Here is a 14269-nt window from a genome sequence, read left to right as displayed (position 1 = left end):
ATGGTTCCTCTCACTTTTTTACTGGCCATTTTAACTGGCTGTGGGTCTGCGTTTACAGCACCTGACTCAGGAACTGGCGCAGGCGCGGGGAGGGGGGATTGTCGAAAAACTCTGTTGGCTTCTCATCCACCAGCAGCTCGCCGCTCTCCATAAAGAGCACCCGATCCGCCACTTCCCGGGCAAAGCCCATCTCGTGGGTCACCACTACCATGGTCATCCCTTCGCGGGCGAGCCCCTTCATGACATCCAGCACTTCGCCAACCATCTCGGGATCGAGCGCGCTGGTGGGCTCGTCGAAGAGCATGATGCGTGGCTGCATGGCGAGCGCCCGGGCGATGGCCACCCGCTGCTGCTGACCACCGGAGAGCTGGGAGGGGTAGCTGCCCGCCTTGGCCGAAAGCCCTACCTTCAGCAGCAGGGCCTTGGCGCGATCTTCGGCCTCCTTGCGGGGCAGTTTGCGCACCTTTTGCGGGGCGAGGCAGATGTTCTCCAGCACTGTCAGGTGAGGAAAGAGGTTGAAGGACTGGAACACCATGCCCACCTCTTCCCGCAGCTTGTTGACATCGCCCGGCTGGGTCAGGCAGATGCCGTCCACCACGATATCGCCGTCGTTGATGGTCTCCAGCTGGTTGAGGGTGCGCAGAAAGGTGGACTTGCCGGAGCCGCTGGGGCCGACGATCACGACCACTTCCCCTTCGGCGACCTCGGTGGTGACGTTCTTCAGGGCATGTACTTCGCTGCCGTAGAACTTCTCTACACCGGTCGCCTTGATGATGGGATCAGTTGCTTTTCGCATATTTCACCTCGAGACGGCGCACCAGAAAGGAGAGGGTACCGGTCAGTACCAGATAGAGCAGCGCCACGGTGAACCACACCTCGAACGGGCTGAAGGTGGAGCTCACCACCTCGCGCCCCGCCTTGGTCAGATCGGTGATGGAGATGACCGACACCAGCGAGGAGTCCTTGATCAGGTTGATGAACTGCCCCGCCAGTGGCGGCAGTACCCGCTTGAACGCCTGCGGCAGGATGACGTAGCGCATGGTCTGGGCCGAGGTGAGACCCAGACTGCGACCCGCTTCCATCTGCCCCTTGTGGATGGAGCTGATGCCTGCACGCACAATCTCCGCCACATAGGCGCCGGTAAAGACGGCCAGTGCCGCGACCCCGGCAGTGAAGCGATCGAGGTTCAGTACGGTACCGATAAAGAAGTAGACGATGAAGATCTGCACCAGCAGCGGGGTGCCGCGAATGAGCTCCACATAGGTGACGGCCAGATTGCGCAGGGCCGGGTTGGGGGAGAGTCGGGCCAGCCCGGCCAGGGTGCCGAGCAAAATGGCGAAGATGCCCGCTACCAGCGAGAGCTTGATGGTCATCCAGACGCCCCAGGCGATGGGGCCGGCGGTCCAGCTCAGCTGGATATCGAGGGCATCGCCGCGAAAGACGGTATCCCCTTCGCTGACCTGCACACCGCTGGTCGCGATGGGCTGGCGCTGGTTGGGGTCGAGATCGTTTTGCAGGAACAGTTTGCCTTTCTCTGCGGCAGTGGTGCCGGCCACCACGGTGCCGTCAAACTCGGCGTAATTCTTCTGTTCGGCCTGATAGGCGATGTACTGGGGAATGCGTTCCCAGCGCCAGGTGTAGTCAACGGATTGCACCGCCTTGTAGATGCCAAACACGGCCACCAGCAGCATCAGCAAAAAGACGCCGTGCCAGAGCAGCGGGTTGGGCTGTTTTTCCATCTGTCTTGTCGGTTTGGGTGTGTGCACAGTCACAACCTCTTCTCGTTATTGTGTGGGGTGTTGCGAGAGGGGGCGGCAAGGCGCCCCCTTTTGAGGTTATTTGAGCTGACTCAGCCAGGCGTTGGATTCGAACCACTTCTTGTAGAGGCGGTCGTAGCTGCCGTCCCCCTTGATTTGGCGCAGGTAGTTGTTGAACCAGTTGAGGGTGTCCTGATCTCCTTTGCGGATGGCCCAGGCCAGCGGCTCGAAGGTGAACGGCTTGTCGAGGTGTACCACGGCGCCCTTGTTCTGGGAGGCGAAGATGGCGTTGTAGGGCAGGTCGTAGACGAAGGCATCGACCTTGCCGTTGATCACTTCCAGCTTGGCGTCATCCTGGGTTTCAAACTGCAGCAGGGTGGCTTTCGGGATGAGGCGCTTGACCGCCTGCTCGCCGGTAGTGCCGAGCTTGACCGCAATCTTGTATTTCGGGTCGTTGAGGTCGGTGAAGGATTTGATCTCGGCAGCCTTGTCCTTGCGCACAACAATGGTCTGGCCGACCACGATATAGGGATCGGCAAAGTTGACCCGCAGGTTGCGCTGCGGGGTAACGGTCATGCCGCCCATGATGACGTCGAACTTGTTGGTCAGGAGCGCGGGAATGATGCCGTCCCACGCGGTGTTGACGAACTCGACCTTCACGCCCATCTCCTTGGCGACCATCTTGGCGAGATCGACGTCAAAGCCGATGTACTGGCCCTGTTTGTTGGTCATCTCGAAAGGTTGATAGCCGGCGTCGAAGCCAACCCGCAGCACACCGCGCTCCAGCACGGCATCCAGGGTTGAGGTGGGGGTAGTGGCGGGGGCGGCGGTCGCCAGCCCGCAGAAGAGCAGGGTAGAAAGAATCAGTTTTTTGATCATGGGTGACGTCTCTGTCGATGTTGTGTTCGGCCTTGAACCTGATCCCGTGCGACTCCGTGGCACAAGAGACTGCTGCATCCGGCAACAGGCAAGACAGGATGAATGTCTTGGGTCGGGGGAAAGCCCCATATGGGATGCTATGAATCGAAATTGAGCGAAAAATGTACCAAAAACCAATTGTGTCAGAATACTCAATAGGTTAGAGGCGCTTTTTGCTCACCGCTTCACTCATAAAATCACACGAAAACAACATATCTATCTAACGTGGCCGGTTCAAGCCCAAATTGTGTTCAATACCTTTTGTTACATATGATGGGGTTCGCTTGTGACTTGTTTTGTACTCTGACTTTTTCTGTACCTGCGGTGGTGCGATCTCGACAGGGAAAGCAGGCCACAGAGACAGTAAACAATATGTTTTTATTGTGAAAATAGTCAGTCCCCTCTGGGTCTTGGCAAACGCTTCTCATATACTCAGTTACCTTCTGAAACTGGTTCTTGTATGGCGCTCTCACTGCTGCTGAAACTGGACGTTTTTACCCTGATGCTGATGGCGCTGGGTGGCTACAGTCTTGGCTTTATTACCCTCTCCATCATCTGGTCTACCCACAGGGAGATCCCCGGTATCGGTTACTGGTGGTGGTCTGCACTCTGTGCGCTGGTGGCCCAGACGCTCTTCTCGTTGCAGGCATTTTTCCCCAGCCCATCCGGCATCTGGCTGGCCAACACCCTGATCACGCTCTGCATCGCGCTGATGCCGCTGGCGCTGCAGCGCTTTTTCGGCCAACCCCCGAACTGGCGTGCTGGTGTGCTATTCATGCTGGTCTATCTGGTGATCCTGAGCTGGTGCATCGTGAAGGGGGGGATGGAGTCCCGGGTGATGCTGGCCTGCCTGAGCTACATGGTGCTGGGGGCGGTGATCGTCTATCTGGTCTGGCGTCACGGCTACCCCGACTATTTGCCGGCGGTGATGGTCTTTACCGTGGTCAATATCCTGCTCTACGCCTTCTACCTGATGCGGCTCTGGTTCCTGTGGCAGGACAACGTGCAGATGCTGATGGATAAGAGCGGGGTCAATGTGCTGCCCTTCCTCTCCATGCTGATGGGAAGCTATCTCTCCACCTTCGGGGTGCTGCTGCTCTGTACCCAGTACCGGGCGCTGGCGCTGCACCAGCAGGCGAGCCACGATCCTCTCACCGGCCTGCTCAACCGGCGTGGCTTTATGGATCAGCTGAAGCAGCAGAAGTTGGGTGACGGCGGCGCGCTGGCCGTGCTCGATATCGACGATTTCAAGCAGATCAATGACCAGCATGGCCACGAGGTAGGTGATCGGGTACTGGCCGAGCTCGGCGCCTATCTGGGTAGCCAGCCCGATTTGGTGTGCAGCCGTTTCGGTGGCGAGGAGTTTGTGCTGCTCTTCTCGCAGCCCGGTGTGCTGGCGCTGCAGCGCTGTGAGGGATTGCTGGAGGAGGTCGCGAACCGCAACATGGGCGGCCTCTCCATCACGGTCAGCATGGGGCTCTCCCACTGGCACGGGGAGTGGCACTTTGATCCTCTGTTCACTCAGGCCGACCATGCGCTCTATTGCGCCAAGCGGCAGGGCAAGAACCGGGTCTGTCAGGCTGGTCGGGAGGCGTAACTTCCGCTCAGTCCGGTATCACATCGTGTCGGTAGGTTGGGTGCGCGGTGCCTGCGCCTTGAGGAAGGGGAGCAGCAGCAGGGCCGAGACGCCCGCCGCCACCGAGATCACCACGAAGAAGCCGTTCCAGTGCCAGATCTCCATCACCTTGGCCAGCGGATAACCCGACAGCGCCGCCCCCATGTAGGCAAACAGGCCGACAAAGCCGGTGGCCGCTCCCGCCGAGTTTTTGTGGGAGCACTCCGCCGCCGCCATGCCGATCAGCATCTGGGGGCCGAACACGAAAAAGCCGATGGTGAAGAAGCAGGCTGCCTGCATCACGTAGCTGAAGAAGGGCATCAGCCAGAGCGATCCCACCGCCAGCAGGATCCCCACCGCAAAGATGAGGTTCATCGGGCCGCGGTTGCCGTTGAACAGCTTGTCCGATCCCCAGCCCGCCACCAGGGCGCCGATAAAGCCCCCCACCTCGAACATGGAGATGGCCGAGTTGGCGCTCATCAGATTGAAGCCGCGCTGCTCGGTCATGTAGAGGTTGCCCCAGTCGTTGATGGCGGTGCGCACCACATAGACCAGCACGTAACAGCAGGCCAGCAGCCAGATATAGGGGTTGCCGAGCACATATTTGCGCAGGATCTGGCGATGGGAGAGCCCCGCATCCTGAGTCTGCTGGGCCAGCTCCATCGCATCCTTGCGCCACTCGCCCACCGACGGCAACCCCATGGCGGCCGGGGTATCCCGCAACCGCCAGCAGAGCAGCAGACCGGCCGCAATGGCGATAAGACCGGGCACTATCATGCCGTAGCGCCAGCCATGTTGCAGGGCCAGGGTGCTGACGATAAGGGGGATGAGCGCCCCGCCGGCATTGTGGGCTGTGTTCCAGGCCGACCACCAGACACCCCGCTCACTGCGCGAATACCAGCTGGTGAGCAGCTTGGAGCAGGGGGGCCAACCCCAGCCCTGAAAGAAGGCGTTGGCCACCCAGAGGGCGGCAAACATCCAGAGAGCGGACGAGAGGCCGAACAGGATATTGATGACGCCGGTGGCCATCAGCCCGATCCCCATGAAGTAGCGCGGGTTGGCGCGGTCGCTGATGATGCCAGAGAAGAACTTGGAGCAGCCGTAGGTGATGTAGAACAGGGTCCAGAGCATGCCGATGTCTGACTTGTCCAGCATGCCGCTCGCCAGCATGTCCGGCATGGCGAAGTTGAAACTCTTGCGGGTGAAGTAGAAGACCGCATAGCCCAGATACATGGTGAGCAGCAGATGCAACCGCCAGTGACGATAGGTGGCGTCGATCTCGGCCTGCTCGCGGATCGGCGGTTGCGCCGGTGCGCTTCTCATAAAGCTCAGCATGGGGCTCCTCCCTGATGAAGGGCGAGGTTACTCATGGCTCTCCTCCCGCTTGCGGCAGGGGAGGTTGACCGTCAACTGGGTGCCGTGGACGCAGGAGAGCTGCAAGGTGCCTCCCAGCGCCTGCACCCGTTCGCGAATACCGAGCAGACCATAGCCCTGCGCCGCGCGGCTTTGCGGCAGTCCGCGACCATCATCCTCCAGCACCAGTTGCAGCTGTTCTTCACCGTGCCGCGCCCGGATTGTCACCGAGTGGGCGTTGGCATGCTTGACCACGTTGTTGAGCCCCTCCTGACAGACCCGAAACAGGGTGACCCGCTGGGCATCGGAGAGATCGCTGTCCGCCAGCTGCCACTCCAGCCGGGTGACGATGCCGTGGCGCTCCAGCTCCAGCTCTCTGAGCAGTGCCCGCACCGCCTGCTCCAGGGTCATGTCGTCGAGCTGGCGCGGGCGCAGGCGACCGAGCAGGCCTCGCACCGCGTCGTAGATGCCAAGGGAGAGGGTATCGATCAGGGCGCTGCTCTGGCCCACCCCCGCATTGTCGGGTGCGAGGCGGCGCACTATACCGGCCTGGGTGCGAATGGCGGTGATGGTCTGGCCGATGTCGTCGTGCAGTTCGCGCGCCACCTCCTTTCGGATGCTCTCCTCGGTCTCCAGCAGCCGCTCGGTGAGTTGGCGATTGTGAGCAAGCTGGCGGGTCAGCGCCTGATTGAGCTCGCGCTGGCGCTGGATCCCGGCACCCAGCAGCAGGCCGGTGAGACTCTGGGCCAGCAGGGAGAGCAGCAGATCGAGGGGATGATCGTGCCAGGCCTGACTCGCCAGCAGAGCGATGGTGTTCATCAGGGTGGCGAGCAGCGCCCCCTGCCAGCCGTAGCGCCACGCCATGGCGATGATGGGGATGGCCAGACAAAACGGGGTAAAGCGCACCAGCGAGTTGGGCAGCCCCAGTTGCAGCCAGAGGCTCAGCACGAACAACAGCAGATACCAGACCAGATGGCGAAAGCGCCAGTCTACCGGCTGATCCACCAGGGCAGGGCCGAGCGGCACCCAGGTGGCGCGGGTAAGGTAGTGCCAGATCAGCATGCAGGTGGAGGTGAGGGTGAGCCCACCGGTGAGGGTGAGCAGCAGGGCCGAGAGGCCATCTTCTCCCGCCAGATGCCAGAGCAGGGATTGCAGCAGGGCTGCCACCGAGACGGTGGCGAGCAGCAACAGCAGTTGCTGCCAGTCGTTGCGCACCGGCTGGCGGCGGGCAATCAGCAGGGGGAGCAGGGTGAGCAGGCTGCCGATCAGCAACCACTGCCAGTGGGGCAGCCCAACCTCCAGATTGATCCAGTAGAGCAGCCCCCCTTCACAGAGCAGCAGCGGCAGCCAGTAGCGACCGGGACTTTGCAGCAGCAGGCCGAGGCGCAGGCCGAAGGGGAACAGCAGTACTGCCAGTGCCGGGCCGCCCGCCAGATGCAGGCTGATGCTCCAGAGGCAAAACCAGCCGGCGGCAAAGATGAAGCAGGCCGCCAGCGTGATGGCGACATAGCTGGCAAGACGGTGGATCACCAGCTATCCAGCATGCGGTGGGCCAGCTCGACGTTGTTGCTGACCTTGAGCTTGTCCATCAGGTTGGCGCGGTGCACATGCACCGTCTTGGGGGAGAGGCCAAGCTGCTCGGCGATGCTCTTCACCTCCAGCCCCTGCGCCAGCAGCTGGGCAATCTCCCGCTCCCGGTTGGTGAGGGGATCCCGGCTGCTGCTGGCCAGCTTCTGGGCGATGTCGGGGGTGAGGTAGCAGCCGCCGAGTGCGGCAGTGCGCACTGCGGCGATCAGCTCGTCCGGGCTGCAGCGTTTGGAGAGAAATCCCTTGGCACCGGTTTGCAGCGCCTGCTCGATGAGGGCGGGGCTGTCGTGTACCGAGAGCATCACCACTGCCAGACCGGAGGGGAGCTGTTTGAGCAGATCCAGTCCCGACTGGTCGGGCATCGAGATGTCGCAGACGCAGACACGGGCGCCACTGCCGGGCAGGCCGGCCAGCGCCTCGCTGGCGGAGCCAAATTCGGCGACCACCTGCAGGTCGGGCTCCAGATTGAGCAGTTGGGCAAAACCGGAACGGACGATCTGGTGATCGTCGATGAGGGCAATGTTTATCATGATGTCAGCCTGAAATTCGGTGCGTCATGACCATGACGCGGCCAACAAGATACCTGCCCCCCGAGTCAGGCTCAAGGGGCGGGGGGGAATAGGGGGAAAATCGACCCGATAAGCAGGGGAAGCTTGATCGGGATCAGGCTGTGCGGGCTGGCCTCCCGGGTTGGCCTGCCCGCAACCGGGATCAGCGGTGCAGCTCGCCGGCACGCTCCGGCTGATAGACCACTTCAAGGATCTCCACCTCGATGGTGCGACCGGCCGGGCCCGGCCAGGCGATGCTGTCGCCCACTTTCAGACCAAGCAGGGCGCTGCCCACCGGTGCCAGTACCGAGATGTTGCTCTCGTCACCCTTGGCATCGCGCGGGTAGACCAGGGTGAGGCAGAACTCGTTGCCGCTGCTCTGCATCTTGAAGCGTACCTTGCTGTTCATGGTGACGACATCGGGCGGCATATCGGCCGGCTCGCGGATTTCGGCGCGATCCAGCTCCTCTTGCAGGGCAAGGTGCTGGGGGTGGTTGCCGAGCAGTTGTTCAATCCGATCCAGATCAAGGCTGGAGATAACGAGATGCGGTTGTTTCATAAGATAATCCTTATCAATAGCTTACAGGGCCAAGCCCACTAACGCAGGCTGGCCATCACAAGGGTGTCGAGAGATCGAGAAAGTGCCATGCCCCCAAGCGACTCGCGGCCGAAGGAGCGAGGCGGGGGCTCAGCAGGGTGTGAGCTTGTGAGAGGAAATAGTGAATCTTTTCATGGGGCTACCATAACCATTCTGGACGGCTTTGGCAATTATCCTGACAAGTTTGTCAGGGTGCCTGGTAATCGTACTGCTTGATGATGCGGGCCAGGCTGCCGTCATCGCGCATGGCGGCGATGGTGTCACGCCAGCGTGTTGCCTCTTTGGCTGGAAAATGGGGGCTGGCCGCCAGGTAGAGCGCAGCCTGTTTCAGCGTTTCGCCGCGCACCAGATCCGCCAGCGGCAAGCCTGCCTGCAGCTGGTTGTAGCGGGCGCTGTTCCAGGCCACCGCCCAGCCCTGAATGCGGCCACGAGCGAGCTTGCTGGCGTTGTTGACCTCTTCGGCCACCTCTTCCTGTTTGATCCGTTTGAACGGGAGCAGCAGGCTCTGGCCATAGGAGCTGCGCATTACGCCGATGGTGAGGCCGGGCAGTTCGCCGGTTGTCAGCGGTTGGGGATGGTGCTGACGATGAGTCACCAGTACGAAGGCCTCGTCCAGCAAGGGAGTAATCCAGAGAAACAGCGGCTCGCGCTGGGGGCTTCTCACCGGCGGTACCAGCAGCACATCCTGCCGGTGCTGGGCTTGGCTGAGGGCGCGAGCCAGCGGCATCAGCTCGATGGTCAGCGGCTCCTTGAGACGACGGGCCGCCTCCTCCAGCACCTCGATGGCCATGCCGCTCGGGGCGCCCTGATGAGAGCGGATCACGTAAGGGGGAATTTCAGCCGCGACCACCACCATGGCCCGGGCGTGAAAGGCTGGCAGGAGCGAGGTGCAGAGCAGCAGGAGCAAGGGGAGACGCATGGCAGACCTGATCCGGGATGAGTACACAGAGTGTAACATCCCGCAGAGACAAGTCAGCCCGCTATGGAGCCTCATCTCAATCGAAGAAGTCCCGCAGATCGAGCGTCTGATACCCCTCCAGCTGCTGCCAGGGCAAATTCTTGGGCAGCGTTTTTAGGGTCACCTCCATCCGGTAGCTGCGATAGCCGTCGAGGCTCGCCGACTCCACCACCAGCGGCAGCTGCCAGCGACTCGACCAGAGGATACGGGTGCGCTGGTTGCCCTCGCGTTTTTCATACCAGTGCGCCTGTTCGGGGGCCGTCTCATCGAGGGGCGTCATCTCTTGCAACAGGGCCGGGTTGATGAGGTGGCGGATCCGCGGCCAGTCGGGTTTGAAAGCCACCTGACCGTACTCCTCCTCCGGTACCTCCACCAGCTGGTTGTGCCAGCTGTCGGCGTAGCGCAGTTGCAGCATCCCCTGCTGGTCGCGGGTCACCCAGCGCGCCGCCATCTGGTGGGTAAAGTGTTTGTGACCCGGGGTGGCATCGTGAGCGGCGTGGTAGGCGCGGGCAAGGGGCAGCGGGATGAGCCGCTGGCTCCACACCTGATCGCCAACCCGCAGCCACTTCTCCTGCCACTGGCTCTCCTTGCTGATGCCGTCGCTGCTGGTCACCCGGTCCTGATAGCGGATGCGGGCGGCCAGATCGGGGACTTCATCGGCAAGGAGGGGAAAAGAGAGGCTGCTGGCGAGCAGCCACAGCGGAAGTAAATATCGCATCATGGTGATCGCTCGAACGAGCAGGGCCCAGCACCTCGCCGGGCCCTGCCGTTTACAGGCCGAGCGCCTCCTTCAGCTTGCCGAACACCCGGGTGTTATCCAGTGTCCCCTTGAAGCGGCTGCTGCCGGCGCCGTCGGCGAACAGCATCACATCGCCGCCGCCGTGGGTCTCGGAGCCGAGCTTGACCCCGGTCTCCTGCAGGTAGTCGTCCGCCATCACCTGAGCACTGGTGAGGGTGGAGCGCACGTCGGGACGGTTGGGGCCGTTGCCGAACACCAGGGTGGTGAACGGCTTGCCATCCACGTCGTTCTGGGTCGAGCCGTCGCCATTTTTCACCAGATCCAGCACCTTGTTGCCCTTGGCGGAGTAACCGTTGATGGTCATGGTGTGGTCATGGTCGGCGGTGACCACGATCAGGGTATCTTTCAAATCCACTTTGCCGAGCGCCGTTTTGACCGCCTCGTCCAGCGCCACCGCGTCGGTGAGCGAGCGCTTGGCATTGGTGCCGTGCAGGGCGTGGTCGATCCGGCCCCCTTCCACCATCAGAAAGTAACCCTGACTGTTCTGGCTCAGCAGATCGATCGCCTTGGCGGTCATCTCGGAGAGCGACGGCTGGGTATTGGCTGCCCCTTTGGCGACGCGGTCCAGCTCGTAGTCGAGGTGGGACTTGGCGCTGAACAGGCCGATGAGCTTGCCGCTCTCGACCTTGGCTAGATCGCTTCGGGTGGTGACGTAGCGATAGCCCTGAGCGGTCAGCTCGGCGGTGAGATCCCGCCCGTCGGCACGGCCCCCCTTGTTGCTGGTGCCGTTGTAGGGCGTCCAGTGGTTGGCGCCGCCCCCCATCAGCACATCGACCCCGTTCCCCAGAGCCTGGTTGAAGCCGGCGCCGCCCGGTACCGCCTGTGCGGCGATGGCGTAGGCTGCATCCCGATGGCAGATGTGGGAGTAGGTGGCCGCCGGGGTGGCATGGGTCAGCTCGGTGGTAGTGACGGCCCCCACCGACTTGCCCGCTGCCTTGGCCAGCTCGAGAATGGTGGGCACCGGCTTGCCGTTGTCGCTGGCGCAGTTGTTGACGCCCTTGTTGCCGTTGGCATCCTTGCCGGGGGCGACGGCCTTGGTGTCGCTGCTCATGGCGATCACCTCGTTGTTCATCTTGACCCCGGTGGTGTAGGCCGCCATAGAAGGGGCCGAGTCGGTGGTCTGGGCATCGTTGGAGAAGGTCTTGATGCGGGCGCTGCGGGCCAGCTTCATCATCTCCAGATTGCCCTCTTCCCCCACCTTGTAGAGACGGGTAGCGGTGAGCACGGTGGGGCCCATGCCGTCGCCGATAAAGAGGATGACGTTTTTGGCATCGGCGGCCTGTGCCTGGGTCGCGCCACAGAGGGCGGCCAGCAGGGCCGTGCTGACCAAGGTTTTATGTAGATTCTGCTTCATGGATTGGTTGATGGCTCTTTTCATGGGAATGCTCCTTACAGCCCGGCCGCAGCCTTGACCTTGCCGAACACGGCGGTGTTGTCGAGTGAGCCGTGGAAGCTATCCGCTCCCCGGCCGATGGCGCCGAGGAATACGTCGGTGCCGCCGTGGGTCTCGTTGCCGATTTCACCCACCTTGACCACTACCTCCTGGTGATAGTCGTTGGCGGAGACGGTGGCGTCATCCAGCGGTGCCACGCTGCTGCGCGGCCCGTCCACCCGGTTGTAGCCGTTGCCAAAGCCGATGATGGTGTAGGGCATGCCGTCGGCATCCTTGCTCGGCTCGCCGGTTTCGTAATTTTTCACCAGCCCGAGCACGCCGGGGTTATCGGCCGTGGTCTTGCCGGTACGCTTGGCGTAGCCGTTGAGCACCAGGGTATGGTCATGGTCGGCAGTGACCACGATCAGGGTGTTTTTCAGCTCGGGATCGGTTTTCTTCACCTCGTCGAGGGTCGCCTTGATGGCGTTGTCGAAGGCGAGGGTGTCCTGCAGCGCACGCTTGGCGTTGGTGTCGTGCAGGGCGTGGTCGATGCGGCCCCCTTCCACCATCAGGAAGTAACCCTGCTTCTTCTCTTTGAGCTGCTTGATGGCGGCCAGGGTCATCTGGGCCAGGGAGGGCTCGCTGGCGGGGCGATCCAGGTCATATTTCATGTGGCTTGCGCCAAACAGCCCCAACAGCGGCTTGCCCGCCTCGGCCTTGTTCAGCTCGTCCAGATTGCCGGCAAACTGGTAGCCTTTGGCCTTCATCTCGGAGATGAGGTTGCGGCCATCCTCGCGTTTGCCTTTGTCGGCTTTGGGCAGGAAGAAGCTGCTGCCGCCACCGAGCACCACGTCCACCCCCCCTTTAAGGGCGCTGTTGTAACCGGCGCCGCCGGGCACCAGCTGGGCGGCGATGTCGGCTTCCAGATCCCGGTTGCAGAGGTGGGCATAAGTGGCCGCGGGGGTGGCGTGAGTCACCCGGGTGGTTGTGACTACGCCGGTACCGCGGCCGGCGGCCTTGGCCAGCTCCAGCAAGGTGGTGGCCGGCTTGCCGGCGCTCTTGCTGCAGTTGCTCTCCTGAGTGGCGTCGCTGTCCATGCTGATGACGCCGTTGTTGCTCTTGACTCCGGTCATGTAGGCGGACATGGAGGGGGCCGAGTCGGTCACCTGAGAGTCGTGAGAGAAGGTCTTGATGAAGGCCGTCTCCGGCAGGGTATCGATGGTGAGGCTGCCCTCTTCACCGACGCCGTAGATGCGGGCGGCGGTCAGGATGTTGAGCCCCATGCCGTCGCCGAGGAAGAAGATCACGTTCCGGGCGCCAGAGCCGGGTTTGTTCTCCTGCGAGTTGTTCTCTGAGTTGCAGCCGGCGACCAGTGCGGCCCCCATCATCACTGCAACACCTGCCATTTTTTTCATCGAGGTTCGCTCCTTGTAAAACCTGAGCGCAGCCTAGAGGTCGCAGATGACACTTTTAGTGAGAGTGAATGACAATCTGGTGAAAGTGATATCTAAATGTGATGTTGTATCAATCACTTATCTATCAATAATCGGACTCTGCAGCGCAGCCTGACAAGGCTGACAAACGGGAGGAAATCTGGCCGGTTTAGGACCCGCGGGCTAGAATGGCCTGTCAAATCGGGGCGGGTGCAGGTAAAATGCGCCCCCTTGCGACGCCCTGCGTCCACCACCGCTCGCCGCTCGCTTCATTGCAAGCCCGCGCCCGCAGTCCCTAGATGAGAGTAACGGATATGTCCATCAACTGGTTCCCCGGTCACATGCACAAGGCCCGCAAAGAGATTGCCGAGGTCATGCCCCAGGTCGATGTCATCATCGAAATGCTCGACGCCCGCATCCCCTTCTCCAGCGAAAACCCGCTGGTGCCCGAGCTGCGTGGCGATACTCCGGTGATCAAGGTGCTCAACAAGGCGGATCTCGCCGACCCCGAGATCACCGAGCTGTGGGTGGCCCACATGGAAAAGGAGAAGGGGATCAAGGCGTTGCCCCTGACCCAGCAGGAGCCCGAGAAGATCAAACAACTGCTGACTCTCTGCCACGAGATGCTGCCGGAGCGCAATTTGGAGCTGCGCGGCGTGCGCGCCATGATCATGGGTATTCCCAACGTGGGCAAATCTACCCTGATCAACACCCTGGCCGGGCGCATTATAGCCCGCACCGGCAACGAGGCGGGAGTGACCAAGTCCCAGCAGCGGATCAAGCTCGACAACCACGTCATCCTGACCGATACCCCGGGCTTTTTGTGGCCCAAGCTCAACCCGCCCTCCTGCGGTTATCGGCTGGCCATCACGGCGGCTATCAAGGATACCGTCTATGACTATGCGGACATCGCCATGTTCGCCGCCGATTACTTCCTCAAGGCGTATCCGGAGCGGATCAAGGCGCGCTATCAGATTGAAGAGCTGCCCGAGACCGAGATCGAGCTGCTGGATCTGATCGCTCGCCAGCGCGGCTTCATGCGCAAGGGCGGGCTGGCGGATCTGCACAAGGCGTCCGAGATCCTGGTCAACGAATTCCGTTCGGGGATGCTGGGTCGTATCTCGCTGGAGACCCCGGAGATGGTGAGCGTAGAAATCGTGGAAGCTGATGCCGAGGCCGAGCAGAAGGCCAAAGAGAAGGCGGAGCGGGAAGAGGAGCGCCAGGCGCGGGCTCGTCGCAAGTACGCCAAGAAGCGTCAGCGCTAACCGGCATTGAGCTCGGTATTAAAGAAGAGGCGGCCCACGGGGCCGCCTCTTCTGTTTATGGCCGCC

Annotated in this window: 13 protein-coding genes; 2 read left to right on the top strand and 11 right to left on the bottom strand. The window is 61.9% G+C overall.

Annotated features, from left to right (window positions below; genetic code table 11):
- Positions 1–52: 52 nt before the first annotated feature.
- The 3 genes from AACR93_RS22020 to AACR93_RS22010 all read right to left on the bottom strand — a co-directional run bounded on the left by AACR93_RS22020 (position 53) and on the right by AACR93_RS22010 (position 2636).
- Positions 53–796 carry an amino acid ABC transporter ATP-binding protein gene (locus AACR93_RS22020; RefSeq protein ID WP_043851973.1) on the bottom strand — a complete coding sequence of 248 codons (744 nt, stop codon included), beginning with the start codon at positions 794–796 and terminating at the stop codon, positions 53–55.
- Positions 780–1739, bottom strand: coding sequence for an amino acid ABC transporter permease (locus AACR93_RS22015; protein WP_033114390.1), 960 nt, complete (start codon positions 1737–1739; stop codon positions 780–782). Before AACR93_RS22015 ends, AACR93_RS22020 begins: the two co-directional genes overlap by 17 nt.
- 96 nt (positions 1740–1835) lie before the next feature.
- Entirely contained in the window at positions 1836–2636 is an 801-nt protein-coding gene (locus AACR93_RS22010; protein ID WP_041209881.1) for a transporter substrate-binding domain-containing protein, read from the bottom strand.
- 499 nt (positions 2637–3135) lie between these two features.
- Between AACR93_RS22010 and AACR93_RS22005 the strand changes: the two genes are divergently transcribed.
- On the top strand, positions 3136–4272 hold the full coding sequence (locus AACR93_RS22005; protein WP_043851972.1) for a GGDEF domain-containing protein: 1137 nt from the start codon (positions 3136–3138) through the stop codon (positions 4270–4272).
- Positions 4273–4290: 18 nt separating this feature from the next.
- On the opposite strand, the gene AACR93_RS22000 is transcribed toward AACR93_RS22005, so the two are convergent.
- From AACR93_RS22000 to AACR93_RS21965, 8 genes are all read right to left on the bottom strand, one after another.
- Complete coding sequence (locus AACR93_RS22000; protein ID WP_043851971.1) at positions 4291–5625, bottom strand: MFS transporter; 1335 nt, start codon at positions 5623–5625, stop codon at positions 4291–4293.
- Positions 5626–5652: 27 nt separating this feature from the next.
- Positions 5653–7173: a signal transduction histidine-protein kinase/phosphatase UhpB gene (gene uhpB / locus AACR93_RS21995; RefSeq protein WP_043851970.1), complete on the bottom strand. Its 1521-nt coding sequence runs from the start codon at positions 7171–7173 to the stop codon at positions 5653–5655.
- On the bottom strand, positions 7170–7760 hold the full coding sequence (gene uhpA, locus AACR93_RS21990; protein WP_033114395.1) for a transcriptional regulator UhpA: 591 nt from the start codon (positions 7758–7760) through the stop codon (positions 7170–7172). Before uhpA ends, uhpB begins: the two co-directional genes overlap by 4 nt.
- Positions 7761–7941: 181 nt before the next feature.
- Positions 7942–8337 carry a nucleoside diphosphate kinase regulator gene (gene rnk, locus AACR93_RS21985; protein WP_005334070.1) on the bottom strand — a complete coding sequence of 132 codons (396 nt, stop codon included), beginning with the start codon at positions 8335–8337 and terminating at the stop codon, positions 7942–7944.
- A 226-nt stretch (positions 8338–8563) separates the two neighbouring features.
- A complete protein-coding gene (locus AACR93_RS21980) occupies positions 8564–9334 on the bottom strand; it encodes a substrate-binding periplasmic protein (RefSeq protein WP_043851969.1) in 771 nt (256 codons plus the stop codon).
- A gap of 37 nt (positions 9335–9371) precedes the next feature.
- Complete coding sequence (locus AACR93_RS21975; RefSeq protein ID WP_043851968.1) at positions 9372–10055, bottom strand: hypothetical protein; 684 nt, start codon at positions 10053–10055, stop codon at positions 9372–9374.
- Between the two features lie 49 nt (positions 10056–10104).
- Positions 10105–11511 carry an alkaline phosphatase gene (locus tag AACR93_RS21970; protein ID WP_082044176.1) on the bottom strand — a complete coding sequence of 469 codons (1407 nt, stop codon included), beginning with the start codon at positions 11509–11511 and terminating at the stop codon, positions 10105–10107.
- Positions 11512–11522: 11 nt separating this feature from the next.
- The gene (locus tag AACR93_RS21965; RefSeq protein ID WP_043851967.1) at positions 11523–12920 is read right to left on the bottom strand and encodes an alkaline phosphatase; all 1398 of its coding nucleotides are present in this window, start codon (positions 12918–12920) and stop codon (positions 11523–11525) included.
- A 332-nt stretch (positions 12921–13252) separates the two neighbouring features.
- Here AACR93_RS21965 and ylqF point away from each other — a divergent pair, with 332 nt between their 5' ends.
- Complete coding sequence (ylqF, locus tag AACR93_RS21960; RefSeq protein WP_033114400.1) at positions 13253–14203, top strand: ribosome biogenesis GTPase YlqF; 951 nt, start codon at positions 13253–13255, stop codon at positions 14201–14203.
- Positions 14204–14269 lie beyond the last annotated feature (66 nt).

The organism is Aeromonas sp. L_1B5_3, from assembly GCF_963866575.1.
GTDB lineage: Bacteria > Pseudomonadota > Gammaproteobacteria > Enterobacterales > Aeromonadaceae > Aeromonas > Aeromonas jandaei.
Note: the sequence above shows the minus strand (reverse complement) of the source record. Positions and strands in the feature narration are given on the sequence as shown.

Excerpts from the sequence above, each read along its gene's own strand:
- AACR93_RS22020 (WP_043851973.1), bottom strand. The coding sequence starts at position 796 with ATGCGAAAAGCAACTGATCCCATCATCAAGGCGACCGGTGTAGAGAAG.
- AACR93_RS22015 (WP_033114390.1), bottom strand. The coding sequence starts at position 1,739 with ATGGAAAAACAGCCCAACCCGCTGCTCTGGCACGGCGTCTTTTTGCTG.
- AACR93_RS22010 (WP_041209881.1), bottom strand. The coding sequence starts at position 2,636 with ATGATCAAAAAACTGATTCTTTCTACCCTGCTCTTCTGCGGGCTGGCG.
- AACR93_RS22005 (WP_043851972.1), top strand. The coding sequence starts at position 3,136 with ATGGCGCTCTCACTGCTGCTGAAACTGGACGTTTTTACCCTGATGCTG.
- AACR93_RS22000 (WP_043851971.1), bottom strand. The coding sequence starts at position 5,625 with ATGCTGAGCTTTATGAGAAGCGCACCGGCGCAACCGCCGATCCGCGAG.
- uhpA (WP_033114395.1), bottom strand. The coding sequence starts at position 7,760 with ATGATAAACATTGCCCTCATCGACGATCACCAGATCGTCCGTTCCGGT.
- rnk (WP_005334070.1), bottom strand. The coding sequence starts at position 8,337 with ATGAAACAACCGCATCTCGTTATCTCCAGCCTTGATCTGGATCGGATT.
- AACR93_RS21980 (WP_043851969.1), bottom strand. The coding sequence starts at position 9,334 with ATGTTACACTCTGTGTACTCATCCCGGATCAGGTCTGCCATGCGTCTC.
- AACR93_RS21975 (WP_043851968.1), bottom strand. The coding sequence starts at position 10,055 with ATGATGCGATATTTACTTCCGCTGTGGCTGCTCGCCAGCAGCCTCTCT.
- AACR93_RS21970 (WP_082044176.1), bottom strand. The coding sequence starts at position 11,511 with ATGAAAAGAGCCATCAACCAATCCATGAAGCAGAATCTACATAAAACC.
- AACR93_RS21965 (WP_043851967.1), bottom strand. The coding sequence starts at position 12,920 with ATGAAAAAAATGGCAGGTGTTGCAGTGATGATGGGGGCCGCACTGGTC.
- ylqF (WP_033114400.1), top strand. The coding sequence starts at position 13,253 with ATGTCCATCAACTGGTTCCCCGGTCACATGCACAAGGCCCGCAAAGAG.